The 24,889-nt window shown below is 27.9% G+C and carries 28 protein-coding genes; 6 read left to right on the forward strand and 22 right to left on the reverse strand.

Translation table 11 applies throughout. From position 1 onward, the window contains the following. Position 1 precedes the first annotated feature (1 nt). The 4 genes from Q6H37_RS14810 to Q6H37_RS14825 all read right to left on the reverse strand — a co-directional run bounded on the left by Q6H37_RS14810 (position 2) and on the right by Q6H37_RS14825 (position 2,825). Positions 2–751, reverse strand: a complete 750-nt coding sequence (locus Q6H37_RS14810; protein WP_318733456.1) for a thiamine pyrophosphate-dependent enzyme — start codon at positions 749–751, stop codon at positions 2–4. Next, a complete protein-coding gene (locus tag Q6H37_RS14815) occupies positions 751–1,821 on the reverse strand; it encodes a 3-methyl-2-oxobutanoate dehydrogenase subunit VorB (protein WP_318733458.1) in 1,071 nt (356 codons plus the stop codon). The genes Q6H37_RS14810 and Q6H37_RS14815 overlap by 1 nt, the downstream gene beginning before the upstream one ends. A 16-nt stretch (positions 1,822–1,837) precedes the next feature. Further along, positions 1,838–2,047, reverse strand: coding sequence for a 4Fe-4S dicluster domain-containing protein (locus Q6H37_RS14820; RefSeq protein ID WP_318733460.1), 210 nt, complete (start codon positions 2,045–2,047; stop codon positions 1,838–1,840). Between the two features lie 115 nt (positions 2,048–2,162). Beyond that, complete coding sequence (locus tag Q6H37_RS14825) at positions 2,163–2,825, reverse strand: ATP-binding protein (RefSeq protein WP_318733462.1); 663 nt, start codon at positions 2,823–2,825, stop codon at positions 2,163–2,165. Positions 2,826–3,207: 382 nt separating this feature from the next. Between Q6H37_RS14825 and Q6H37_RS14830 the strand changes: the two genes are divergently transcribed. After that, the gene (locus Q6H37_RS14830) at positions 3,208–3,678 is read left to right on the forward strand and encodes a MarR family winged helix-turn-helix transcriptional regulator (protein ID WP_318733463.1); all 471 of its coding nucleotides are present in this window, start codon (positions 3,208–3,210) and stop codon (positions 3,676–3,678) included. Positions 3,679–3,775: 97 nt separating this feature from the next. On the opposite strand, the gene Q6H37_RS14835 is transcribed toward Q6H37_RS14830, so the two are convergent. Continuing rightward, positions 3,776–4,276: an ECF transporter S component gene (locus Q6H37_RS14835; protein WP_318733465.1), complete on the reverse strand. Its 501-nt coding sequence runs from the start codon at positions 4,274–4,276 to the stop codon at positions 3,776–3,778. Between the two features lie 313 nt (positions 4,277–4,589). Between Q6H37_RS14835 and Q6H37_RS14840 the strand changes: the two genes are divergently transcribed. Then, the gene (locus Q6H37_RS14840) at positions 4,590–4,889 is read left to right on the forward strand and encodes a hypothetical protein (protein WP_318733467.1); all 300 of its coding nucleotides are present in this window, start codon (positions 4,590–4,592) and stop codon (positions 4,887–4,889) included. Positions 4,890–4,942: 53 nt separating this feature from the next. Here Q6H37_RS14840 and def read toward each other — a convergent pair whose 3' ends face one another. The 6 genes from def to Q6H37_RS14870 all read right to left on the reverse strand — a co-directional run bounded on the left by def (position 4,943) and on the right by Q6H37_RS14870 (position 10,630). Then, the gene (gene def / locus Q6H37_RS14845) at positions 4,943–5,413 is read right to left on the reverse strand and encodes a peptide deformylase (RefSeq protein ID WP_318733469.1); all 471 of its coding nucleotides are present in this window, start codon (positions 5,411–5,413) and stop codon (positions 4,943–4,945) included. Between the two features lie 159 nt (positions 5,414–5,572). Further along, a complete protein-coding gene (locus tag Q6H37_RS14850) occupies positions 5,573–7,282 on the reverse strand; it encodes a B12-binding domain-containing radical SAM protein (protein ID WP_318743029.1) in 1,710 nt (569 codons plus the stop codon). Beyond that, complete coding sequence (locus Q6H37_RS14855) at positions 7,257–7,841, reverse strand: class I SAM-dependent methyltransferase (protein ID WP_318733471.1); 585 nt, start codon at positions 7,839–7,841, stop codon at positions 7,257–7,259. Before Q6H37_RS14855 ends, Q6H37_RS14850 begins: the two co-directional genes overlap by 26 nt. A 52-nt stretch (positions 7,842–7,893) precedes the next feature. After that, positions 7,894–8,610, reverse strand: coding sequence for a zinc dependent phospholipase C family protein (locus Q6H37_RS14860; protein WP_318733473.1), 717 nt, complete (start codon positions 8,608–8,610; stop codon positions 7,894–7,896). Between the two features lie 37 nt (positions 8,611–8,647). After that, positions 8,648–9,955: a hypothetical protein gene (locus tag Q6H37_RS14865; RefSeq protein WP_318733475.1), complete on the reverse strand. Its 1,308-nt coding sequence runs from the start codon at positions 9,953–9,955 to the stop codon at positions 8,648–8,650. A gap of 114 nt (positions 9,956–10,069) precedes the next feature. Beyond that, positions 10,070–10,630: a ferritin-like domain-containing protein gene (locus Q6H37_RS14870; protein WP_318733477.1), complete on the reverse strand. Its 561-nt coding sequence runs from the start codon at positions 10,628–10,630 to the stop codon at positions 10,070–10,072. Between the two features lie 124 nt (positions 10,631–10,754). Between Q6H37_RS14870 and spoVB the strand changes: the two genes are divergently transcribed. The 3 genes from spoVB (at position 10,755) to Q6H37_RS14885 (ending at position 13,796) form a co-directional block, all read left to right on the forward strand. Beyond that, positions 10,755–12,257, forward strand: a complete 1,503-nt coding sequence (gene spoVB, locus Q6H37_RS14875; protein WP_318733479.1) for a stage V sporulation protein B — start codon at positions 10,755–10,757, stop codon at positions 12,255–12,257. A 148-nt stretch (positions 12,258–12,405) separates the two neighbouring features. Further along, positions 12,406–13,224 (forward strand): Cof-type HAD-IIB family hydrolase, encoded by an 819-nt coding sequence (locus Q6H37_RS14880; RefSeq protein ID WP_318733481.1) that lies wholly within the window; start codon positions 12,406–12,408, stop codon positions 13,222–13,224. Positions 13,225–13,259: 35 nt separating this feature from the next. Continuing rightward, positions 13,260–13,796, forward strand: coding sequence for a nitroreductase family protein (locus Q6H37_RS14885; protein WP_318733483.1), 537 nt, complete (start codon positions 13,260–13,262; stop codon positions 13,794–13,796). Between the two features lie 138 nt (positions 13,797–13,934). Here the strand turns inward: Q6H37_RS14885 and Q6H37_RS14890 are convergent, their stop codons facing one another. From Q6H37_RS14890 to Q6H37_RS14930, 9 genes are all read right to left on the reverse strand, one after another. Beyond that, a complete protein-coding gene (locus tag Q6H37_RS14890; protein ID WP_318733485.1) occupies positions 13,935–14,717 on the reverse strand; it encodes a hypothetical protein in 783 nt (260 codons plus the stop codon). A gap of 18 nt (positions 14,718–14,735) precedes the next feature. Beyond that, entirely contained in the window at positions 14,736–15,050 is a 315-nt protein-coding gene (locus Q6H37_RS14895; protein WP_318733488.1) for a hypothetical protein, read from the reverse strand. 216 nt (positions 15,051–15,266) lie between these two features. Further along, positions 15,267–16,655 (reverse strand): glycoside hydrolase family 1 protein, encoded by a 1,389-nt coding sequence (locus tag Q6H37_RS14900; protein ID WP_318733491.1) that lies wholly within the window; start codon positions 16,653–16,655, stop codon positions 15,267–15,269. Next, the gene (locus Q6H37_RS14905) at positions 16,652–16,972 is read right to left on the reverse strand and encodes a PTS lactose/cellobiose transporter subunit IIA (RefSeq protein WP_007061608.1); all 321 of its coding nucleotides are present in this window, start codon (positions 16,970–16,972) and stop codon (positions 16,652–16,654) included. The genes Q6H37_RS14900 and Q6H37_RS14905 overlap by 4 nt, the downstream gene beginning before the upstream one ends. Positions 16,973–17,004: 32 nt before the next feature. Further along, positions 17,005–18,342 (reverse strand): PTS cellobiose transporter subunit IIC, encoded by a 1,338-nt coding sequence (gene celB, locus Q6H37_RS14910; RefSeq protein WP_318733500.1) that lies wholly within the window; start codon positions 18,340–18,342, stop codon positions 17,005–17,007. A gap of 50 nt (positions 18,343–18,392) precedes the next feature. Next, a complete protein-coding gene (locus Q6H37_RS14915) occupies positions 18,393–18,698 on the reverse strand; it encodes a PTS sugar transporter subunit IIB (RefSeq protein ID WP_318733502.1) in 306 nt (101 codons plus the stop codon). A gap of 216 nt (positions 18,699–18,914) precedes the next feature. Next, the gene (locus tag Q6H37_RS14920) at positions 18,915–20,033 is read right to left on the reverse strand and encodes a PRD domain-containing protein (protein ID WP_318733504.1); all 1,119 of its coding nucleotides are present in this window, start codon (positions 20,031–20,033) and stop codon (positions 18,915–18,917) included. 15 nt (positions 20,034–20,048) lie between these two features. Beyond that, positions 20,049–21,662, reverse strand: coding sequence for a sigma-54-dependent transcriptional regulator (locus Q6H37_RS14925; RefSeq protein WP_318733505.1), 1,614 nt, complete (start codon positions 21,660–21,662; stop codon positions 20,049–20,051). Between the two features lie 127 nt (positions 21,663–21,789). Further along, entirely contained in the window at positions 21,790–22,752 is a 963-nt protein-coding gene (locus Q6H37_RS14930; protein WP_318733507.1) for a DMT family transporter, read from the reverse strand. Between the two features lie 183 nt (positions 22,753–22,935). Here Q6H37_RS14930 and Q6H37_RS14935 point away from each other — a divergent pair, with 183 nt between their 5' ends. Next, on the forward strand, positions 22,936–23,796 hold the full coding sequence (locus Q6H37_RS14935; protein ID WP_318733509.1) for a LysR family transcriptional regulator: 861 nt from the start codon (positions 22,936–22,938) through the stop codon (positions 23,794–23,796). Between the two features lie 80 nt (positions 23,797–23,876). Here the strand turns inward: Q6H37_RS14935 and Q6H37_RS14940 are convergent, their stop codons facing one another. Both Q6H37_RS14940 and Q6H37_RS14945 read right to left on the reverse strand, forming a co-directional pair. After that, positions 23,877–24,308 carry a hypothetical protein gene (locus Q6H37_RS14940; protein WP_318733511.1) on the reverse strand — a complete coding sequence of 144 codons (432 nt, stop codon included), beginning with the start codon at positions 24,306–24,308 and terminating at the stop codon, positions 23,877–23,879. Positions 24,309–24,320: 12 nt separating this feature from the next. Next, the gene (locus Q6H37_RS14945) at positions 24,321–24,869 is read right to left on the reverse strand and encodes a LytTR family DNA-binding domain-containing protein (RefSeq protein WP_318733513.1); all 549 of its coding nucleotides are present in this window, start codon (positions 24,867–24,869) and stop codon (positions 24,321–24,323) included. Between the last annotated feature and the right edge of the window lie 20 nt (positions 24,870–24,889).

Consider the following 24,889-nt stretch of genomic DNA (forward strand, 5'->3'; position numbering starts at 1 on the left):
TTTATTTCACCTCCTCAGTATTATCCTTCTTAACTCCTAGCGGATAATATGGAATCATATTTTCCTTTAGCCATTTCATTGCTTCTGAAGGTGATAATCCCCAGTTAGTTGGACAGATTGATAATACTTCTACTAATGAGAAGCCTTTTCCTTCTAACTGATTTTGGAAGGCTTTCTTTATGGCTTTTTTTGCTTTTATTATATTTGGAACTGAATCTACAGATACTCTTTCTACATAACATGCTCCTGTTAATGTTGAAATCATTTCTGAAACTCTTATTGGATATCCTGCTATTTTAGGATCTCTTCCATATGGTGTTGTTTCTGTTACTTGTCCTGGCAGTGTTGTTGGTGCCATCTGTCCCCCTGTCATACCATATATACAGTTGTTTACAAATATTCCTGTTATATTTTCTCCCCTTGTTGCTGCATGGACAATTTCTGCTGTTCCTATTGCTGCAAGGTCTCCATCTCCCTGATATGTAAATACTACTTTATCAGGATTTGTTCTTTTTATTCCTGTTGCACAGGCTGGCGCCCTTCCATGTGCAGCTTCAAACATATCACATGCAAAATAGTTATATGCTAAAACTGAACATCCTACCGGAGCTACCCCTATTGTTTTATCTAATATGCCAAGTTCATCTATAACTTCTGCAACTAATTTGTGAATTATACCATGTGTACATCCTGGACAATAATGTGTAGGCACATCCAATAATGCCTTTGGATTTTCATATACTATTGCCATTATTTTGCACCCCCTACTATGGTTTTTACTTTTTCAAGAATGTCTGTAGGATCTGGAACCATTCCTCCTGATCTTCCATAGAAATCTACAGGTTTTCTTCCATTAGATGCTAGTCTTACATCTTCAACCATCTGTCCGCAGCTCATTTCTACTGATAGATATCCATGTTTAGTATTACCTACAGTCTTTTCAAATGCTTCAAATGGGAAAGGCCATAAAGTTATTGGTCTTATTAATCCTACTTTTATTCCTTCCTTTGCAGCCATCTTTATTACATTTTTGCATATTCTTGAGGTTGTTCCATATGCAACTAATATTAAATCTGTTTCTCCTTCACAGTTAAACATTTCGTATCTAACTTCATTTTCTTCTATTGTTTTATATTTAGCTTGAAGCTTCTCATTGTGTTTTTCTAATGTTTCTGGCTCTAGGAATAACGAATTTATTACATTATGCTCTTTTCTTCCATTCAATCCATTGGAAGCCCATCCTTTTTCTGGAAGTTCCTTTGCTGGTCTTTCCTTGAATTCTACTGGTTCCATCATTTGGCCAAGCATTCCATCTCCCATTACCATACAAGGTGTTCTGTACATATCTGCTGTATCAAAGGCATCTTGAATTAAGTCAACCATTTCCTGTATTGATGCTGGTGCAAATATTGGCATTCTATAGTCTCCATGTCCGCCGCCTTTTGTTGCTTGAAAATAATCTGACTGAGCTGGCTGGATACTTCCAAGTCCAGGACCTCCTCTAACTATATCTACTATAACGCAAGGTAGTTCTGCACCTGCTATATATGATATTCCTTCTGCTTTCAAGCTTATTCCAGGTGAGCTTGATGATGTCATAGATCTAACTCCAGTACCTGCTGCTCCATAAACCATATTTATTGCTGCAACTTCACTTTCAGCTTGTATAAATACTCTTCCTATTTTAGGCATTTTTCTTGACATATAAGCTGCAACTTCTGTTTGAGGAGTAATTGGGTAACCAAAGAAGGCTTGACAATTTGCTCTTATGGCAGCTTCACCAATGGCTTCATTACCTTTTATTAATACTTTTTCTCCCACAAAGAATCCCTCCTTATTACTTTTCAACTGTTATTACGCAATCTGGACATATTTTTCCACAGGATGCACAAGCAACACATTCCTTCATTTTTTCTTCTGTAACAGTGGCTGGATGATATCCTTTTGCATTCAGTCTATCTGCAAAGCTTATTATTTTTTTAGGACATGCTTCTATGCAGTGTCCACAACCCTTGCATCTTTCTTCTCTAAAAGTTACCTTTGCCATAAGAAAGTTCCCTCCTTAAATTTTGGTAGTTTAAAACTTTTCTTAAATATTATTTTTATAAAGTAATTGAATTTATATTTATATAAAATTTATTGATAACTAATTATTATAGTTTTTACCTCCAGGGTGGTTTCATGTATATATCTATTGAAAATACTTCACCTTTAACTTTATTTTTTACTTCTTCTACTAAATCTTTTCTACATACTGTATATTTATATGGTATATTTAATTTTTTACTTAATTTTGTAACTTCTTTATCTCCTCTTAATATGTCTTCCACCTTTGTTTCATAAGACATATTAGTATTAGATATTAAGTGAGTTACTTTTAACCTGGAAACCTTTTCAATGGAATGTAAAAATTCCTCTGTTTCATTACTGTTAGAGGTCAAAATCCTGTTATTATTTACTACAAAGTACATATCATAAGGTTCTTCTTTGAAGTATTTATTATATTGTCCAAGAACAATAGCTCCTTGATCATCTCCACCTATATCTATAACTACTTCATAACTTTTGTCATTAAATATAGCTAAAACTTCAGCTGGAACTACTGCTAGTTCTGCATTAGAAAGACTAGGATCTGATGATATTACTCTAATACCATTTTCTTCGAGATATTTTCTTAAGTCCCTTGTGCAAAAATAAGGATTTACAATATCAATATCTACAATTGCAACTTTTTTACCCTGTTTAGCTAAACTCAATGCATAATTTATTGATATTTCTGTTTTTCCACTTCCAAAATGTCCTGTAAAAATTCTAATCCTACTCATAATACCACCTCCTGTGAATATTCATTATAGAATTTAGTATTAAACTTAAATAAGTTTTTTATTAAAACGTTATCATTAATACGTCAACTTAATTGACCTATTATCATGATATCATACTGTAATAATATATGTCAATAATGTTGACCAATTTATTTAAGTCATCTGAAAGAAAATAATTAGTCCAGATACAGAGAATATTTTGCGTCAGGTAAGACGTCAGGTTCATCAGATAGTGTGTCTGCCAACACCGCATGACACAAAATATGTTAGCAGATGAACTTATTATTTTTTGAAGATGCCTAAATCACTCTGGAAATATACCCAAGTAAATGATAAAATTAAAGCAAAATAATTAGTAGGAATACTGAAAGGAAGATTATATATGACTGTAGAAACTGAAAAGAAACTAGATGATATAAAAGCCTTATTTTACTTTGCGTACAAAACATTTACTGAAGAACCAGATCATATGTTGGTTAAATACGGAATTCAACGTATGCACCATCGCATACTTTATTTCGTTGCACGCTTTCCAGGAATAAGCATCAATGAATTATTAACACTATTAGAAATAAGTAAACAAGCACTTAATAGTCCATTAAGAAAACTTATTGAAAAAGGCTTTATTACCAGTGTACCTTCAAAACAAGACCTTCGTGTAAGACAACTTACTCTTACAAAAGAAGGTAAGGAACTAGAGAAAAAGCTTTCTTATGTTCAAAGCAGAGTACTTAAAAATATTTTTAATGAACTTGGAGAAGAATGCCTTATTTCATGGATAAAGGTCATGGAAAAATTTGCTGAATCAAGACCTGGAAACGACTTGTGGTGTAGTAAAAAAGGAACTGATTAATTCATGAAATTTATAATAACCATATAAATTCTTCCTTAAAAGTAAAAGATCCAATGTAAAATAATTTTTATTTTACATTGGATCTTTATAATTACACTTAGATTGTTGATTTTCTCAAATCTAATCTTAAGTTTTTTGCTAAAGCTTTAACTAAAGCAAATGCAATAATTCCATCCACCATATGGTGCAAGAATGATCCCACCCCTACTACTACAAGTACCTTGTACATAGTAAATCCAAATGGTATTACAGCTATTGCTTCTAAAATTGCATGTATAGGTGCTGTTATAAGAACCACTTTACTGAAGGATACTCCCTTTTTTATAAGCAAAGCACCTGCTAATCCAACAAAAGTATGCATAAAAGCTCTTGCAGCTACAACTGCTGGTGCTGATACCAAAAATCCTAAGGCAGATCCAGCTCCTACCATAACTGCTGCAAAAGGTCCTAAAAGCATAGCTATAAATAGTGGTACATGTGCTGCTAATGTAGCACTAAAAGGTCCTGCTTGAATTTTTAAAAATCCAAAAGTTAATGGAATTACAATGGCAAGTGCAGTCAAAAGACCTGCATAAGTAAGTTTCTTTATATTTTTCATTTTTACTTTACACCTCCAAGTTAACTATTGTATATACACAAGTATACAGTATATATTTGCACATGTAAATAGTTTAATTCTACATAGTATGTAAATCCCCCTTAATTGTCAAGATTTATAGCCATTGATGTTGACAATAAACTTGTTATATATTAAAATTATATAACATACTGTATAGGTATAAATTAACATGGAACTTAAATACATAAATGTTTTTTTATTTTACAAATATATAATTTACACCTTATTTTATATATAAATATTAAAAACCTTAATTTAGTAGTGGACTATATTTAAAATAGGAGATGATTTTATGCTAAATATTGATGAAAAGGCTCTTAAATATGCTAAAGAAAATAAAGGATGTTTCGTTGTAAAAACTGTTTCTGCTTCTGGTGGATGCTGTGATATGGACGTTAAAAGTATTACTGTTGAATTTTTAAAGGACTTTAAAGGAAATAGTAATTACAATGTTCATGAATATGACAGCGTAAAAGTTTTTATAGAAAAGGGGTTAATATTAGAGGACAATATTCTTATTTACCATAAAATCAAGCTTCCCTTATTTGGTAATATATTTAGTAGTAAAGGAATTTCCATTAAATATATTTAAAAAACTGTTGAATCTTTTAATGTTAGTGCACAAAAAGATCCAACAGCTTTTTCTTACTCTTCCTCTTTAATTCTATACATTTTTTTTGCTCTATCAGTATATAAAATTCCGCTGAGATGATCTATTTCATGACAAAAGGCTTTTGCCAAAAGTCCTTCTGCTGTATATTCTACATCTTCCCACTTTAGTGATTTTCCTACCACTATAACCTTTTTAGGTCTTACCACTATTCCTTCATAACCAGGATAACTTAAGCATCCTTCCACACTATCTTCTTTTCCAATTTTCTTAATAATTTTAGGATTTATAAGTAGTATAGGCTCTGTTTCATCTCTAAGATCTATAAATATTACTTTTTTTAATACTCCTATTTGAGGAGCAGCTAGTCCAATTCCTGTACCATTATATAAACTATCTTTTAAATCTTCCACAAGGTTTAATAATTCTTCATCTACTTTTTCTATTCTTCTACTTGATCTTTTTAATATATTATCTCCAAATTGCAATATTTTTTTTACTGCCATAATCTTACCCCTCTTTAATATTTTTTTAAAAATTATTTTCTATCTAATACAAATCTTTATGACATCAAATAAGAACTCCTGCATATATTTACTGGAGTTCTTAAATATTCTGTTTTTACCAGTTAAATGATTACAAAATTTCTAAAAGCATTTTAAATGTTAAATATCTATTTGTATTTCATTTTCATCACTTTCATCAAATAAAATATAACACTGCTTTTCTTCCAATTGATTTTCATTGATATACTTATTTATATCCAAAAAAAACTTTTCCATATGATAATTTTTAGATAACTTTATCTCTTCATTTATAACTTTTTCTTTTATTTTTCTCTCTTCTTCCTTATTTCTTTCCCTTACTAAAAATTCTGGAATCCACTTTTTCTTATTAAATTTCAAATAATCATATTTTATTATCTCTTTTAATTTATTACTATTTTCTTTAAGGCTTTCTTCATTGAATTCTATAAAAACTCTATAATATTCTGCAGAAGATATATTTCTGTTTAAATATCCTTTATCATAAAAGAACTCTCCTAAACTCTTATAAAAATCAAAAGAAGTTTCAAACTTTGGTAAAAAATAATTTAATACATTATCAAATTTTCTAGAATTATAATACTTATCCAACACCTCTTCTATTCTTTTTAATATAATTATCTCATTGTAGCTTATATCCTTTGTTTTAAGAATTTCATAAGGAGCATAAGGTGAATATACCATTCCCCACTTTGGAGCTTCTTCTCTCATAGGTGATCCCTTTAAAAGCTTTAAAAATCCCAACTGTATTTCCTCAGGTCTTATAGAATACACATCATTAAAAGAGTTTTTAAAGGATTTAATATTTTCTCCTGGAAGCCCTGCTATAAGATCCAAATGCTGCTTTATATTTTTTATACTTTCCAGCTCTTCTACTTTTTCTCTTATATCTTCAAAATTAACATTTCTATTTATATTCTTTAAAATTTCATTATTTGTAGTTTGTACTCCAACTTCAAATTGAATTCTGCCCTTTGGAGCATTAGACAAAAGCTTTATTTCTTCTTCTGTTAAAATATCTGCTGAAATTTCAAAATGAAAAGTAGCTTCTGTATCTAATTCTATTAAAAACTTCCATACATCCATAGCAAATTTCACATTGCAATTAAAAGTTCTATCAACAAATTTTACAAGCTTAGCTTCTTTATTTACTAAAAATCTCAATTCTTTTTTTACCCTATTTATATCAAAAAATCTAACTCCATGAGTTGTTGATGATAAACAATATTTACAGTTAAATGGACATCCTCTGGAAGCTTCATAATATACTATTTTATTTTGTAAATTATCTTGTTCATTATATGGAAAAATAACCTTGTTTAAATCCATAAGCTCTCTATCTCCATTAAAATAAACTTTTTCTCCAATTTTAAAGCTCAATCCTTTAATAGATTTAAGCTTTTCTAAAGTTTCTTCATTAAAGCTATTTTTCTCTACTTTTTCACGTTCCAATTGCCAATTTATAAATTCTCTATAAGTTTCCTCACCTTCACCTACAATTACATATTCTCCAACATTTTCTCTTAAAAAACTTACACTGTCATAGGATACCTCTGGTCCACCATAAAGTATTTTTATATTTGGGTTAACAAGATTAATAAGCTTTGCTAATCCTTGTATGAATTCTATATTCCATATATAACATGAAAAAGCTATTACATCTGGTTCTTCCTTTATAAGTTGCTCTAAAACCTTTTCCCTTCTATCATTTATAGTAAATTCCCTAAGTATACATTCATAATTTAAATCTTTAGTATATGCTTTTAAATACCTTATGGCTAAATTACTATGAATAAACTTTGAATTAAGCGCTGTTAATACTACTTTCATCTTTTCTTTCATTTCCTTCCTGCAAGCTTTCTTTTTTGTAAGCATTAATTTTTACTTTACTTTTCTTTTTCGCTTTAATATAATAAATGTCATTTAAAGCATTACCTTCTATTATATCAAAATAATTCTCTAAAATACTAACTGTATTATCTTTAGAATTGTCTTTAAATATATTTAAATCCTTAATTTTTATTTGTTTAATTTTATTTCCTGGTATTGTTACATTTATATTACCAGAAAATGTTTTTTTGTATCCTTTATCTATATCCCATATATAAAGGATTCCATCTTTATTTAAATAATTATATATATTTTTTATAAAACTTTTCTTGTTCATTTTAAACCATATACTACTAAAAGAAAAGAATAAAATACAGATATCATAAAAATTATTCTTTACATTTGTCTCTTCTTCCTTTCCAGTTATATAATTAATGTTTATATCTTCACTTCCCTCTTTACATACATTATATATGATTCCATTGTTTTCAAAACCTATATCAAGCACATTGCCTTTAAAAATTTGGTTTTCCATATTCAAAAAAATCTCTTTTTTCATACAATCACCACCTTTTATATACTTTCTGCAAAAGAAAAAAAATTCCTCCAAATTAAGGAAGAATTTTATATTTGTTTATATCTTTGTAATACTTAACCATAAAACCTGCTGTAGTTCTTTGTGCTTCTTTTAGTATTGTAGTAGCTATTCTAGAATATCTTTCATCTCTAGAATGTATTGCCAAGTTCTTAATATAAGTGCTATTTGCCATAATAGCATTATTAACTATATAATCTTCTATTTCATCATATATTACAGTACCATCTTTAGCTATAAAAGAATAGTCCGTCATAAGCCTACTTATAATCCATAGTTCAAATTTTCTATGGCTCTTTAAAAGTTTATTATTCACATGTTGTGGTACTGTAGTATCCTGCACCAGGTGACAAGCAGCCCCAAAATAAAATAATGCTTTAGATACATCACCAGCATCAATAAATGCTATTGATCTATTGTAATATTTTTTACATTCTGTTAAAGCATCCGAAAATCCATATAATCCTTTACCTCTAGTTACATGATAAAAATGGTTTGAACTTTTAAAATCTTGATCTGCCCATGTTACACCATTATTAAGACTAACTATGTGTTTTTTAAAAAAACTAGCTTCTTCTTTATATCCATCATTTTTTAATATTTCAATTGCCTGTATTATTATAAACTTGTGAACAGTACAATAAGTTTTCAAAAGCTTTTTTTTAAGAGGATTAACTGCATGCATTATACCTTTTAATGCGTTACCATACGTACTTTCAAATTTGTCTTTCATTTATAACTCTATCTCCCTTTTGTTTTTAAAATTTAACTTAGTTTTTTTCAGCTTTTAATAAAATTATTATAAGAACAACAACCAATGCTAATAAATAAAAATAAATGCTTTTATTTACTTTTAAGGCATTGTTAATATTTCCTTTTTCTATACTATATAAATATCCTTCTTCTCCGTCAAGTAGGAGCAAACCTTTTTCATAAAATTTTAAGTTACAAACATCACCTTTATTAAATTTAGCTTCTCCCTCAACAGCTCCTGCACCATTAAATTTATATAGTATTTTATTACTTATATCATAAAAGTACATAGCATTTTTAGCACTTAAAATCCCATTATTATCTACAGCTAATGATTTTATACTGCTTAAATTTTTATGCTGATAAAGTGGTGCTGGAGGATTTGTAGTTGGATGATTTTCTAATACAAATTGAAGCATGGAATTTGCTTTTCCTTTAAATTTAGGAGATGTAACCGGATCTCCTCCACTGTAATCCGGCCATCCATACCAAGTATTTCTTTTTATTTCATATATATAATCTGTATCACCTTTAACAGATCTTACTCCTCTGTCTTCCATTCCACCTATTGCTGCTATTAATTTACCCTCGCTTGTAAAATCCATTCCTGTTACATTTCTTATGCCCCAAGCCATGGTTTCCATATTTCCAGTATTCAGATTATATATTAGTATACTGGAATTACCTGGGAAATGTTCTGGAATTATTTGACCACTTATACTTTTGGTTTTGTAACTTTGATATGCTCCCGTTTTAAATTTTCCAAAATTTATACCCTTTAATGTTATGTCCTTTGGAGATATATCATGATTATATGGATTTTCTTTAATCCATTTATTATCCTCACCCACTACACCTGAATTTGTAGCTGCTCCTACTGCTATATAAAGATAGTTGCCCCTTATTTTTATAATACTATTCTTGTAATCTCCATAGTTAGGTATATCTTTAATTATTTCTAAAGTTTTGTCATTTTTAATATCATAACAATATATCCTAGTATCTGATGAAAAATACAACTTATTATTAAAGTATTCTATACTATAAATATTTAAATTACTATTTTTAAACAAATAGTAGCTTTTACCATTAGCTTTTATAATTTGTATTTTATCCTTGTATGCTATGTAATAATTTCCATTATTGTCCGTGGTAAAATCCACTGATGATTTTAAACCTTTATATTTTATGTTATATTTTAACTCCTTGACATTCATATTTAAATTTTTAACACTATAATCATTATAATAATGCTTCTTTATCATAATAATTATAAAAATTATACAAAAAAACAACAGTAAAATTTTAAAAAACTTTTTCACCATACATCCCCTCATACAAGATTTCTTTAAGATATATATATTTTTAAAATTTACTGTATATGTATATTCCTAAGCTATTTATTAAAACTTTAAATAAAACTCATAATTAAATTTCAATTATTCACTTGTAAGCACTATATGTTCTTCTTCAACTTTAGAAAGTACATTAAATATCTTTACAATGTTTTCTTCATGAATTTCTTTTACATACTTTTTATAATACTCTACAGCATGTTTTTCTCTTTGACAGGCTGCAGCAAGCAAAGCTTCATCAGTGCTGTATTTTGAATAATCCATATTCCTAAGTACTGGCATTTCTTTAATACCAGCTATTTTCTTATGAATTCTAGCATGCATATATTCTATACTTGATAAAGCCTTAAACATATTTTTTACATTTTCATCCTTTGCTATATCTGAAGCCTTCTTATAAAAATCTCCATTAAAAACTTCCAATTTAACTGCATGATCTATTATTTTCAAAGCATTCTCATCTAATTTATTCCTATCATATTTTATTTCTTCTCCATTTTCTATTAAATATTCTATTGGTGCTCCACAAAACGGGCAACACATAATTTTTTCATTACTATTTGAATTTATAAATGCTTCCTTATTAAAATTATAATTTTTTTCATTTATTTCTACACCACAAACAATGCAAGTCATTTTAACCATAAATAACATCCCCTTCTAAATAACTTTCAATTTTAGTATAGCATAAAATTTAGCACTTATTATACTTTTTAAATTAAAAGCATATATATAAATACTAATAATTTGATGTAAATGAGGTTTTATTTTGGTAAGAGATAGATTTTTAAAAAATTCACTAACATTAATACTGTCTAACTTAATTACTGGTATTTTTGGTTTTGCATTTTCCATAATACTTTCCCGAAAAATGGGAGCTGAAGGTATGGGGCTTTATGGGCTAGTAATGCCTATATATGACTTATTTATATGTCTTATTTGTGGCGGTATGGTAACTGCTATATCAAAGGTTGCTGCAATTTATTATAGTAAAAATGATTTTAGAAATTTAAACAGATCTGTAGACATATCTATGCTGTTTGATTCTATTTGGTCAATTATGGTTATTTGCTGTATATTTATATCTGCTTCATACATAGGTAATAATATAATAGAAGATTCTAGAACTATACATTGTATACAAGCCTTTTGTCCTGCAATGCTTTTTATAGCACTTTCTTCAATACTTAAAGGTTATTTTTATGGTGTTTCAGATATTAAAATACCTGCTATTATAGACATATTTGAAAAATTTGCAAGAATAGTTATATTTCTTAGCATAGTAACCACATTATTCCTTAAAGAAGTTTCAACTACCGTTACAGCTGCTTTTGTAACTTTGACATTAGGTGAAGGCATAAGTCTAATTTTGCTTTATATTTTTTATAAGAAAAAGAAATTACAACTTGGAATCACCTTTAACACTAAAGAAGATAAACTTCAACTTCTATTTAATATAATTATTATATCTTTTCCTTTGTGTATAAATGGATTTTTGACTACAGGATTATCTGCAATATCAGCTTTAATAATACCAAGAAGACTTGTTAGTTCAGGAATAGAATATTCTCTAGCTTTATCTATGATAGGTAAATTTAAGTCTATGACTTTAAGCATAATATTTTTTCCTATTACAATTGTAAATTCTATATCCACAGTACTTGTACCTGATTTATCTGAAAAGCTAAGTAAAAAGGATTACTGGTCAATAGAAACTAGAATAACTCAAGTTATAAAAATTGCTTTTCTTCTTGGAATTACTACCATGGCTATTTGTATGACTATTCCTAATGAATTAGGCAAGCTATTTTTTTTCAGAACAGACTTAGGATACTATATAAGATTTGCCTGCCTTTGTGCACCGATTACTTACACTGCTGTAACAACTTTTGCAATATTAAATGGGTTAGGCAAGCAAAATATTATCCTTAGAAATTCATTAATTGTATCCTTGGAAGAACTAGTTCTCTTATATGTCCTTACAGGTATATCCTGGATAAATATATATGGATGTGGTATAAGTTTAATATTAACTTCTCTTTCAACTTTAATCTTAAATTTGTATGAAATAAGAAAAACTTTTAACTTAAACTTAAATTTAAATGATCTTTTGATATACATCCTTTTAGGTATTTTTTTGTATTTAATACCATCTATACTTTATAATTTGATACCTTCTTTTATGTTTACATTTAAAGTTTTTACTGTTATAATATCTTCATTTTTGCTGTGTTTAATTTTTGCAATTTTTATTCTTAAAAAAGTTTTTTAGTAAGTGCCTTTATTGACATATTGGACAATTTAAATTTTTAGTATAAAATATATATTATATTTGCATTCAAATATAAAAAAATAAATTGACTTACTAGGTTTATTTTTGTACTTCATATGCTTAAAAAATTAGAAGGATGAGGAATCGTATGAATAAAAAGTTTAAAGGTTATCTTTTAATTTCTGATATGGATGGCACTTTGCTAAATTCCAATAAAAAAATTTCTAAAAATAACATTGAAGCTATAAATAGATTTGTAGCTCAAGGTGGAATATTCACTTTTGCTACAGGTAGAATGTTGGAATCTGCCAAAAAGTACTTGGATGTAGTTAATGTAAATGTACCTGTAATATTATATAATGGTTCAAAAATTCATGATTATAGCAAAGAAGAAACCATATACGAATTGTTTTTAGAAGATGAAGTTAAAAATATATTAAAACAAATAAAAAGGCAGTATTCCTATTTGGGATTAGAAATATATTGTAAGGAAAATGTTTATATATTTAATACCTGTCGATTTAGTAAAAGATTTGCTTCTAATAGATCAGATGTCCACTATGATATACCAGAAAGCTTCTGGACTGAAAATTGGACAAAAATTTTAATTTTAGGTGAAGAAAATCAATTAGATATATTTGAACATAATTTTGTTTCAAAATTTGGGCAGTTTAATATAGTTAGAAGTGGAGAAAATTATTTAGAAATACTTCCCCTAGGCACATCCAAAGGACATGCTCTACAAAAATTATGTAAAATTGTAAATATAGATATTTCTAATACCATTGCAGTTGGGGATAATATGAATGATTTTGAGCTTTTAAAAAAGTCAGGTTATGGATTCTGCGTAGCAAATGGAAATAAAAAACTGTTAGCTGAAATAAATTACAAATGCAGTTCTAATGACGAACATGCTATAGAATATATAGTAAATTGGGCTGAAAAAAATATAGTTGTACGAAAATAAAAATTTGCTAAAATAATTGTGAAAGGAACATATTTATGACTAATTATTTTGATTTAATTAATAAAAGGGAAAGTTGCAGAAATTATATAGATAAACCAGTTGAAAAAGAAAAGCTAATAGCTTGCATAGAAGCATGTAGAATTGCTCCTTCTGCCTGCAATGGTCAGCCATGGAAATTCATAGTTGTAAACAATAAAGAACTATCACCTAAAGTCGCAAAATGTCTTCAAAACTTAGTTATGAATAAATTTACAGATAAGTGTCCAGCATTTATTATAATATTAGAAGAAAAATCGGATATTAAAGCTCGCATTGGAGGAACTATTAAAAATCAAGATTACTCTTCTGTAGACATTGGTATTGCAACTGCTCACTTATGTCTTGCAGCTACTGAATTGGGATTATCTACATGCATCATGGGTTGGTTTAATGAAAAAGAATTAAAAACACTATTAAGCATACCAAAATCTAAAAGAATTAGATTAGTAGTAAGTATTGGCTATTCTGCTGATAAAAAGCTTAGAAATAAAATACGTAAAAGTATAGATGAAATTTCTCTATTTATAGATTAATCTAAAAAGCATTTTCTATCTTTTATGGATTAAGTAAAAATTGAAAATAAGGTTTAATATCTTTTACACATAAAAAGTACTCTTTTTTGGGAAACAATTTAAACGATAAAAAAATTTTTCCACAAAGAGTACTTCTTATTATTCCTTTTTACTAAAATTCTTAATTTCCTTTGTTCTTAAATCCACTTCTATTCTATATTGAACACTAGAGTTGTTCTTAGCCTGCTCTGCATCCTTGTCTTTATAGTAAGTTACATATATTGAACAAGTATTGTTATACATATCAAAATCTATACTTGGCTTGTATCCACTCAGAACTTTATTCATATCTACTTTTTTATTTATAATATCATATATATCATTTATATCTAGTTTACTTTTATCATATGAAAAATCATATTTCTCAAATCTATAACTCTTATTTCTGCTGCAGTAAATTCCTGAAATTTGTTGATTATCAAGATCTATAGGTATACTAATCCTATGTTCAATATTATTAATCAAGCCTTTATTAATTTTTACATATTCCATACTCAATCTAGGTTTTTTGCTAATTATATTTTCTGAACCATTTATATACCCATTGATTCCATTTAATTTAGCTTTTTTATTAATTTTTAAAGCTTCAGCATCAGTAATTTTAAGCGCTTCCTTCAAAGTGGTAACTTTCTTATCCAAATATATGGTATTATTGTAATAAGTAGATTTATGTACCTTAACAATTGCACATATAATAAGTAATAAAATGCTTATTAATATAACTATATCTTTCTTTTTTATCCATTTATCTTCAATATTTAAAGATAATGCTTCACTTTGTAAATCTTCATTTGATTTTTTTGAGATTTTCTTTTTATTTTTCTTTTTTGTTGTTTTAAATAATCCAGATCTAAATTCTTCATGTCTGCTTCCTTTTAACATTACGATATCCTTTCTCTACTAATTTTTCTTCATATATTTAAGCTTTCTTATAGTATTTCTTCTATTTAAGAATTCTGATTTTGCTTTTAAGGCATGTACAAAACTAATAATCCAAAAAATATACCAAATTTTATAAGCTATATCTCCTTGATCAAGCATTGTCAGAATAAAAGGTATAGCATACACTAATGCTACATATATTAGTCTTTTATTTTTAGATACAAAACCTGCATATATAAAAAATAACCAATTAGACATAAATGCTATAAATACAAAAATTATTGCTAATATACCTCGATCCATTGCTGTAAAATAAATGTCACCGAAATTCACCTTATATTTCACTCCTTATATAATTTATTTGAAAGTTTTTTAGAACACTATTGAATACAGTTTAAGCACATAGAATACTTTACTACAAAGAAAAGACAATGACAACATTGTAAATTTTATGGTAAACCAGCAAAATATGTGATATAAAAAATAGAAATCAAAATACCTCTTATTATTTAAGATATTTTGATTTCTTACGTTAATATACATATATTTTTAAAAGCCATTATTTTTAGAAACTTCTTTTATCCAATAAGCACTTTTCTTTAAAGTTCTTTTTTGTGTTTTTAAATCTAATTGCACAAATCCATATCTATTCTTATAAGCATTACTCCACGACCAACTGTCTATAAATGTCCACATGTGATATCCTTTTATATTGCAGCCTTCTTGTATGGATTTATGAAGCCATTTTAAATGTTCCTTAACAAAATCTATTCTATAACTGTCATCAATAATGCCATCTTTAACAAATCTTTCTTCATTTTCAACACCCATACCATTTTCAGATACATAACATTCTATATTCCCATAATTATTTTTTAAATTAATCATTATGTCATATATACCCTTTTCATAAATCTCCCACCCTCTGTAAACATTCATTTTTCTTCCTGGCATTTCATAGTTGTCAAAAAAGGTTTCTGGCATCATTGGTGCATTAGGATTAGGCATATTTTCCTTTGCTTTTACTCTCCTTGGCATATAATAGTTAACTCCAAGAAAATCCACTAGATTATTCTTTATCAATTCTTTATCACCATTCTCTACACAAGGTAATAAATCATTTTCTTTAAACAATGCTATAAGTTCTTTAGGATATTCTCCTTTTACTACTGGATCTAAAAAACTTCTATTATATATTAAATCTGCTATATTAGCCGCTTCTAAATCAGCTATATTACTGCTTCTAGGATAGGATGGTGTTAAATTTAGAACTATACCTATCTTACCATTTTGTATATTTAAACTTTTAAATTCTTTAACTGCTTTACAGTGAGAAACCATAGTATTAAAACCTACTTGAATTCCTCTTTTAAAGTCTACTATATTGGGATAATGGAAATCGTGTAAATATCCACCTTCTACAGGAACTATTGGTTCATTATGTGTAATCCATACCTTTACTCGGTCACTAAATAATTTAAAACAAGTCTTTGCATATTCACTATATGCATCTACTACTTCCCTGCTTTCCCATCCACCTTTGTACTGCATTTCTAGAGGCATATCAAAATGGTATAATGTTACAAAAGGCTCTATATCATTTTTTATTAATTCGTTTATTACATTATTATAAAACGCTACTGCCTTTTCATTTATTCTTCCAGTTCCATCTGGAATCAATCTAGACCAGGAAATTGAAAACCTAAATGAATTATGCCCTATTTCCTTCATCAGTTTTATATCTTCTTTATATTTATGATAAAAATCTGATGCAACTTCTGATGATATACCTTGAAAAAATCTATCAGGTTCCTTTTCATACCATAAATCCCATATACTTAATCCCTTATCATCTTCTCTTCCTGCTCCCTCCGTTTGAGTGGCAGAAGCTGCACTTCCCCACCAAAAATCTTTTGGAAATTTATATTTAATACTCATATTGTCTCTCCTACCTTAACTTTATATAGTTCCACTATTTCTGTTGCTAAATCTCTAACTGTCATAGCTGTCATAAGGTGATCCTGCGCATGTACAAGTAAAATATTTACTGGTTTTGATTCACCATTTGCTTCAGCTTGAATTAATTTAGTTTGAAATTCATGGGCCTTTCCAAGTTCTTCTGATGCTTTCTTTATTAGTTCATCCGCTTTTTCATAATTACCTTTTTTAGCTTCTTGTATTGCTTCCATAGAATAAGATCTTCCATTTCCCGCATATAATATTAATTCAAATGGTACATTCTCTAATTCTTCCATTTCACACACCTCTAATTTTTCTTTATTTATGTTTAAGTTGTTAAATTGTTTTTATTGTTTATACTTTCATTTTTATTCTTTTCAATAGCTCCTTTTACTTCTCTTTCAGCCTTTTTGTATTGTCTATCTATAGTAAGTATAAATGGTAACCATATTAAAAGTACAACTGCAAAATTGAAAAGCTGTAAAATTCCACCTCTAAGTGAATTTGTAGCTAACATTCCACTGAAGAATATCGGTATTGTCCAAGACACTTCTACTCCTGTAGTTTGTGGAACTATTCCTGTCGCCATAGCAAAATAAGTAATAACTGTTACTATCATTGGAGCTAAAATCCAAGGGATTATTATCATTGGATTTAAAACTATTGGGAATCCAAATATTACAGGTTCATTAACATTGAATATTCCTGGTGGAGTAGCTATTTTACTTAACTCCTTAAGCTGTTTACTTCTTGCAAATATTAATATTCCCACAAGTACAGCAAGTGTCATACCAGTTCCGCCCATTGAAACAGTAAAGGTATCCATAAACTGTTTAGTAACTATGTGAGGTAAATGTTTTGCTCCTGCAGTAAAAGCTTGATAATTTTCTAAAGATAATGATCTCCATATTGGATCTAAAGCAGAATTTATTAAAATTTGTCCATGTAACCCACAGAACCAGAATAACTGAGTAAAGAAAATTGCCACTAAAGTAGCTGGTAAACTAGATCCTAATGCCATTAAAGGAGTTTGTATAAATCTATATATAAAATCATGCATATTACCCCAAGGAGTAAACATGAATATTATTCTTATGATTAAGAAAAAACTTAATGTTATAAATGCTGGTATTAGTGAAGCAAAAGATTTTGACACTGCTTCTGGTACTCCTTCTATCATCTTAATAGTCCAATTTTTTTGTACAATTCTTCTATAAATTTCAGTTGCTATAAATGCTGCAATCATTCCAACAAACAATCCTTTAGCACCAAGTCTATCAAATGCAAGTACTGAATCTACAATCTCCTTTTTTCCTTTAACTACAGTAGGAGTTAATATGATAAATGCAGCAACTGATACAGCTGCTCCATAAACTGCTTCTATTTTGTAATGCTTGCTTAAGTTATATCCTATGCCAAACACCACAAACAATGTCATGATTGACATTGTAGAATTATTAGCTGCTCCTAAATAATTGCCCAATACTGTCATTTGATCCTTTGACCACCATGGTAAATTTGCTATAACTACAAATACAGATCCAAATATAATTAAAGGTAACGTTAACATAAATGCATCCCTTATAACTGTCAAGTATACATTATTATTCATTTTTTCCGCTATCGGCATCAAATATTTGTCGATAATCTCCATAAACTTTTTCATGAACTTTCACTCCTTTATCTATTAAACGTTATCAATTTGCTCCTTGAAAATCATTCTTTTATAAGATCTATAGCTGCATCTAAAATTGCATTACCATCACATCTTCCATAATCCATTGGTTTAATAATATCCATATTTATACCTATTTCTTTTGCCATTGTTTCAAATTTCTGTTTTAAAAATCTCATTTGAGGTCCTATTAATAAAACATCTGCCTTTTTCATTTCTTCTTCTACTTTGTCTTGAGCAACAGCCCAAATTTTACACTCTAAGTTTCTCTTTGCTGCTGCTTCCTGCATTTTTTTTACTACTAAACTTGTAGACATTCCTGATGAGCATGCTAATAAAATATTCATAATAATTCCCCCTAAATAATGTTTTTTATCTTTGCTTATCTATATAGCAAAACACATGCCAAATAAGAAAGCATAGGGAATTTGCCCTATGCTTTCTTTACTCTTTATACACATTTTCAAAATATTATACACATGATGTTTTTTATTAATGTGTATAGTATTTATTTATACACATTATATTTTTATACAAGGTTATTTTTATACACATACTAATTTTTATATATTTACTATATTTAAAATTATAATTAATATATGGCAAAATTCATCATCCGAAAATTTGATATTATAAAACCTCTCTATTGGTCTTAATGATTCCTTCAAGAAATTATACTCTTTGGAATAACTCATTACTTTTTGTTTTGTTCTACATTTAGGTGTATCTTCTTTATTAATCAATCTGATTATGGCACAAGCTAAATGAAGTATTAATCCTGAAACCATATATATATCTATATTATCAGTTATGTTTTCTCTTACATTATCTAAAAAATTTATGCATAAAGGCCTAAAATCGCTCATACTTAATTCCTTGAGTTCGCTTTCTAGGCTTTGAAATATTTCATTATAGAAGTTCTCTAATGTTTTCACTCTATTTACTATATCTTTTAGTCTTGTATAATTAGAATCTAAAAAAAGTTCCGAAACAGGTATAAATGGTATTCCATACACATTAGGATTTACAGTTCCAACTACAGCAATTATTTTCTTGTTTTTAGATAATATATTTATAGTATTATACATCTCTTTTCTATCACTAGCTGATAATGGAACTATTTGTATATCCTTTGATGCTAAATTTATTTTTTCTTCAATCATGTTTTTTACCTTAATAGCACTACCTTCACCTGTAATACAATTTGTTATTATTATATTATCCTTTCTTGGTATATAGGTTTCACTTAAGCTTATGTTATAACTATTTAAAAAACTTACTGATTGTTTAGCTTCTTCACATATAATATTTATATTATTATTAGTAAGAGCTTTTCTTGCACATTCAATAACAAGCAATGTAGACACCATATCAATTACTCTTATTTCAATTCCCGTTTCCTCACTTATAAGTTCTCCAAACATTCCTAAAGATCCCATGTCTACTAAAAGCATTACTCCTGAACCTTGATGATTTGTTATTATAAAATCTTTAAGCTCTATATAAGCTGTTTGTGGATTTTTATCTAGCGTCATATCATAAGCATATACATTGTCACCACCTACCAATTTATTAGCCACTTCAGCCATAGATGAAGCTGTACTTTTTCCATGCATGGCAACTACGATGATAGGTTTATAAGCTACCTTATCTCCTTCCAAATCATCTACACATAAAAACATAGCAATAAATTCTATTTACTCTGATGGTATTTTAATATTAAATTCGTTTTCTAATTTATCTACTAAAATTAATGCTAATTCATATTCTTCGCTATCTTTTTCTACTATTTCATTTAAATTATGATTGATTAAATTTTTATTGTGAATTATCCTTTCAATACTTGAACTAATATGAAGGCATAATCCATAAAATATCTTAGCTGGAAAAACCTTTTTCATTTTCTTTGATGCAGTGTCTAAAAATTTTTCTACTATATTGATTATTCTCTTATCTACTATTTTAGATAACTCTTCTTTTTTTACTTCTTGTTCAAATTCACCTACGTATTTTTTAAAATATTTTTTTATATCAAAAGCCATTAAAAAATTAATATCATTTTCCTCTATACCACGCTCTTTAAGTTCCTGTATCCTTTTTTCAATACTTTCATAAAAATTATTAGGTAAGGATTTGTCATTTATTTTGATCTTATGTTTGGTTATCTTAGAATTAAAATTCAATTCAATATCTTCATTAATTATTTTATCTAATACTTCTGAATTTTGTTTATATAATAATAATCCTTGTCTTACATTATTCAAAAAGTCTGTGCTGTGTACTTCTATTTTTTTCTTACCTTTAGACACATACTTTAAAAATGCATTGGCACATCCAAGCTGTATATCACCTTTTAATTGTCCTATGTTACCTGTACAATTATAAAGAAGCAAAGCTCTTATTGTGTTAGTTGATACAAATATTTCTCTTCCAATCCTTTCTGATTCTGTCCTAAAAAATTCACAAATAAGTTCAAATCTTTCCTCCAAGCTTCTGTCTTTAAGCATTGGTATATTTATAGTTATAGGAATTCTTCTATTAAATGTGCTTAAAAGCACACTATCCACATTCTCTGTAGTTGCACATATTATACGCACCTTACTAATTTTCTTTTTCTCTATATCTCCTAAAGGTGTATATATTCCCTTATCAATTAACATAAATAACATTTCTTGACCTTCAGGAGGCAACCTATGAATTTCATCTAAAAACAATATTCCTCCATTAGCTTTATCCACAAGACCATCTTTATCTTTATCAGCACCTGTAAAGGCACCTTTTTTACTTCCAAAAAGATGTGCTAGTATTAACTGAGGATTATTGGCATAATCTGCGCAGTTAAAAGCTACAAAAGGACTATTTATAGGAATAACTCCTTTTTCTATTGCAAATTTATACATAACTTCAGCAAACATTGTTTTCCCAACACCAGTTGGACCTAAAAGCAAAGTATGCAGTCCATTAGGAGGGTACAAAATAGCAGCTTTAGCTTGTTCAATACATTTTTTTAAACTTCTATTTCCACCAATAAGGGTATTAAAATTTGCAGAATTTCTTTTAAACTTTTTATCATCTTCATGTTCTCCTTCATACAAATTTATAGAATATATAATAGGTTTTCCCTTTATTTTAAAAATTTTTCCTTGTTTACATAGCATATTTAGTATACTGCTTACATTTGTTCTTTGAAGAGACAAACTATCCGCAATTTCTTTAGTGCTGCACCCTAAAACTTCAGTCAATCCTTTTCTTTTTTGTTCTTTACATTTATCATACAAATACTTAAATATAATATCCTCTGATCTTTTCATAGTTTATCACCTTCTATTCCACACTATCTTTACCATATAAGTAAATTATATCATATGACATTTAAAAGAGACTGTTATAATTAAAATAACAATCTCTTTTATTTTATAAATAGCTTTTGAAGATGCCTTATACCAATTCTTCCTTTACTTTGGCAGTTTCTAATCCTGTTCGCTTCTTATTAGATATAAATGTTATAGATGAACTTATGACAATTAAAACAATTCCTACAATTGTATTTAAATTAATAACCTCTCTTAAAATAATTAAAGCCAGTATTGGTGCTAATGCAGGTTTTATATAAAACACTAAAGAAGCAGTAGCTGCAGACGTTTTCTCCATTGCTAACAAATAAAAAGTATAACCAAAACCAGTTACAAACACTCCTACAAAAATCAATCCAGGTATACTAGATAATGTAATTCCCTTTAAAATTGGTATATCCGAGAAAACCTTAAATTTAGACTGCTGGATTATTTGTGCTAAAAAACTTATTTTACTTATTAGTATGATCAAAAACATTTCAGCACTTCCCATAACAAAGCAAAAACAAGTTTGCACCACACCACCATACTTCTTACTATATTTCTTTCCAATCACACCATATAAAGCAAAAGTAACAGCAGCTAAAATAGTAAACAAAATGCCATACATATTATTAGTCATATGAAATGGATTCATAATAGTTATAATTGCTATAATGCTTATAACTAATGATGCAATTGTAGTTTTGTATATTTTCTCACTAAGCATAAAATAAGCAAAAAGTATTACAAATATTGGATTACAACTAAATAATATTGCAACAATAGATGCTTTACTATATAAAATAGCTAATTGATAAAAAGTCATACTTACTACAACACATATAAATCCTAAAAGTGCAAATACTTTAAAGTCATCTTTTTTTAATGAGATTTCTCTATCTTTTAAACCTTTTAAGGCTGCTGGAAGAAGTATTACTGCTCCTATTAAAAATCTTAAAAAAGTTAACTGTATTGGATTAAATTGACCTGAAACTAACTTTAATGCTACCTCCATACTGCTAAATAAAATTGTTGCTAAAATAATACTAACATATCCCTGTTTCACAAAAATTACCCCCTACATAAAATATTGTTTTCATAAAAACATCAAACTTTTTTCTAAATATTTTTAATACTTAATTATTTATGTTTACTATTTTAGTATAGCAAAATACTACTTATAAAAAAAATACTTATAATATATAATATATATATATAAATTATATATATTATAGAAAGGATTACTAATATGGATATTAAGCAGCTTAAATATTTTTTAACCATTGCCAGAGAAGGCACTTTAACTAATGCATCTAAAAAACTTCATATAGCTCAGCCTCCTCTAAGCTATCAATTAAAAATGCTTGAAAATGAAATTGGTATAAAATTAATTGAAAGGACTACTAGAAAATCTCAATTAACAGATGCAGGGAGATTCTTATATAATCGCAGTGAAAAAATCGTTGAATTAGTTGAAACCACTCTTAAAGAATTAAAAGATTTTAACAAAGGCATTGAGGGAACTTTAGCTATTGGAACCATTGCTTCTACAGCTTCAATCCTACCCGAAAAGATAAATGACTTTCATAAACTCTATCCTAAAGTAAATTTTCAAATAAGAGAAGGAAATAGTACTAGAATATTAGATCTTTTAAATAATGGAATTATACAAATAGGAATTGTAAGATGTCCTTTTGATTCTAAAAATCTTAAGTACAAATCTTTATCCAAAGAACACATGGTGGCCGCAATACATAGTAATTTCTTGTCTTCAACAAAGAAAAAGAGGATTAGCTTAATTGATCTTAAAAATTTACCTTTAATAATACATGTTAGATTTAAATCCATGATAGTTGATGCTTGCAGCGGACTTAATTTTACTCCAAATATATTTTGTGAAACTGATGATGTAAGATCTATGCTAACTTGGTCTACTACAGGTATGGGGATAGCTATAGTTCCTAAATCTACTATAAATCTTATTCCAAATATAAATTTAACATATAGAGAAATTACTAATCCCAATTTAGTCACCGAAACCTTTTTAGTTTGGTTAAATAATAGTTATATGTCCAATACCATGAAAAACTTTTTAAAAATGCTTACTTAAATATAAAAGCCGTGGACAACTCCACAGCCTTTATCCGATCGCTACCATTGCTAAAAATCACTTGATATTCTTTAACCATCTTACTTTTGTGAAAACTGTTTTTTCTTATTTATAAGTTTTAAATTTAATTTCAAACATTTTTTATAAGAATAATAACAAAGACTCATACCAAAAAATTCTGCTGATATTACAATTGACGTTAGCCTTACTATAGAGATATTAATATTTTGGATAAAATATAAATAAATAGACGGTGAACTAGAAATAATTCCTATTATCATAAACACTACTATAAATGCTATTTTTATATTCATTTCTTTCATCTCAAATATGTATATAAAAGCAAACATTGAAATTGTTCCAATAAAGGCACCAATTAAAGAATCAGTAATTAATGTAGCTGCTACCATACTACTCATATTTGTAATAGTTACTTCAAGCATACCAACAAATAACCCAATAAGAGAAGATACAAATAAATTAAATAAGAAATCCTTTAAATTTTCTTTCATAACTAAAACACCTCAAAACCCAAGAAATTTTTTAAATTCAGTTAAATATTTTCTTGTAACATAAATTTCTTCATCTATGTCCATTATTTTTAATATAAGTTTGCTGTTGAACCACGAAATAATTCGATCTACTTTAACTATATTTACAATAAAGCACTTGCTTATCCTTATAAAGCCCTTACTTTGCAATCTTTCTTCCAGCTCATAAAGCTTTTCTTTAACCTTATATTTTTTATCCACCGTCCTGCAAAAAACGTCATTTCCCATAGCTTCAAAATAGTAAATATCATCATAAGTTAATACTTTAAGCTCATCATCATCACATTTTCCTGTGATTACATTTTTAAAATCTTCTTTATTCGAGGCCATATACTCCAAATAATCCATCAAAACATTTATTGATTCCATATCAAAATATATTCCTATTTTGCCTTTCTCTAATTCAAATCCTCTTTCAATTATGCATACTTTAGAATCCTTACTAATCGTTATTTTTCTATTACTAAGAATTTCTTCTATAATTCTCTTAAGATTTTCCGAACAAATTAAATCCATTTCCATACTAAAACCTCATTTTATAC

The organism is Clostridium sp. JS66, assembly GCF_033561535.1.
Classification (GTDB): Bacteria; Bacillota; Clostridia; order Clostridiales; family Clostridiaceae; genus Clostridium_AM; species Clostridium_AM carboxidivorans.

Excerpts from the sequence above, each read along its gene's own strand:
- Q6H37_RS14810 (WP_318733456.1), bottom strand. The coding sequence starts at position 751 with ATGGCAATAGTATATGAAAATCCAAAGGCATTATTGGATGTGCCTACA.
- Q6H37_RS14820 (WP_318733460.1), bottom strand. The coding sequence starts at position 2,047 with ATGGCAAAGGTAACTTTTAGAGAAGAAAGATGCAAGGGTTGTGGACAC.
- Q6H37_RS14825 (WP_318733462.1), bottom strand. The coding sequence starts at position 2,825 with ATGAGTAGGATTAGAATTTTTACAGGACATTTTGGAAGTGGAAAAACA.
- Q6H37_RS14830 (WP_318733463.1), top strand. The coding sequence starts at position 3,208 with ATGACTGTAGAAACTGAAAAGAAACTAGATGATATAAAAGCCTTATTT.
- Q6H37_RS14835 (WP_318733465.1), bottom strand. The coding sequence starts at position 4,276 with ATGAAAAATATAAAGAAACTTACTTATGCAGGTCTTTTGACTGCACTT.
- Q6H37_RS14840 (WP_318733467.1), top strand. The coding sequence starts at position 4,590 with ATGCTAAATATTGATGAAAAGGCTCTTAAATATGCTAAAGAAAATAAA.
- def (WP_318733469.1), bottom strand. The coding sequence starts at position 5,413 with ATGGCAGTAAAAAAAATATTGCAATTTGGAGATAATATATTAAAAAGA.
- Q6H37_RS14850 (WP_318743029.1), bottom strand. The coding sequence starts at position 7,282 with ATGAAAGTAGTATTAACAGCGCTTAATTCAAAGTTTATTCATAGTAAT.
- Q6H37_RS14855 (WP_318733471.1), bottom strand. The coding sequence starts at position 7,841 with ATGAAAAAAGAGATTTTTTTGAATATGGAAAACCAAATTTTTAAAGGC.
- Q6H37_RS14860 (WP_318733473.1), bottom strand. The coding sequence starts at position 8,610 with ATGAAAGACAAATTTGAAAGTACGTATGGTAACGCATTAAAAGGTATA.
- Q6H37_RS14865 (WP_318733475.1), bottom strand. The coding sequence starts at position 9,955 with ATGGTGAAAAAGTTTTTTAAAATTTTACTGTTGTTTTTTTGTATAATT.
- Q6H37_RS14870 (WP_318733477.1), bottom strand. The coding sequence starts at position 10,630 with ATGGTTAAAATGACTTGCATTGTTTGTGGTGTAGAAATAAATGAAAAA.
- Q6H37_RS14880 (WP_318733481.1), top strand. The coding sequence starts at position 12,406 with ATGAATAAAAAGTTTAAAGGTTATCTTTTAATTTCTGATATGGATGGC.
- Q6H37_RS14885 (WP_318733483.1), top strand. The coding sequence starts at position 13,260 with ATGACTAATTATTTTGATTTAATTAATAAAAGGGAAAGTTGCAGAAAT.
- Q6H37_RS14890 (WP_318733485.1), bottom strand. The coding sequence starts at position 14,717 with ATGTTAAAAGGAAGCAGACATGAAGAATTTAGATCTGGATTATTTAAA.
- Q6H37_RS14900 (WP_318733491.1), bottom strand. The coding sequence starts at position 16,655 with ATGAGTATTAAATATAAATTTCCAAAAGATTTTTGGTGGGGAAGTGCA.
- Q6H37_RS14905 (WP_007061608.1), bottom strand. The coding sequence starts at position 16,972 with ATGGAAGAATTAGAGAATGTACCATTTGAATTAATATTATATGCGGGA.
- celB (WP_318733500.1), bottom strand. The coding sequence starts at position 18,342 with ATGAAAAAGTTTATGGAGATTATCGACAAATATTTGATGCCGATAGCG.
- Q6H37_RS14915 (WP_318733502.1), bottom strand. The coding sequence starts at position 18,698 with ATGAATATTTTATTAGCATGCTCATCAGGAATGTCTACAAGTTTAGTA.
- Q6H37_RS14920 (WP_318733504.1), bottom strand. The coding sequence starts at position 20,033 with ATGTTTTTATGTGTAGATGATTTGGAAGGAGATAAGGTAGCTTATAAA.
- Q6H37_RS14925 (WP_318733505.1), bottom strand. The coding sequence starts at position 21,662 with ATGAAAAGATCAGAGGATATTATATTTAAGTATTTGTATGATAAATGT.
- Q6H37_RS14935 (WP_318733509.1), top strand. The coding sequence starts at position 22,936 with ATGGATATTAAGCAGCTTAAATATTTTTTAACCATTGCCAGAGAAGGC.
- Q6H37_RS14940 (WP_318733511.1), bottom strand. The coding sequence starts at position 24,308 with ATGAAAGAAAATTTAAAGGATTTCTTATTTAATTTATTTGTATCTTCT.
- Q6H37_RS14945 (WP_318733513.1), bottom strand. The coding sequence starts at position 24,869 with ATGGAAATGGATTTAATTTGTTCGGAAAATCTTAAGAGAATTATAGAA.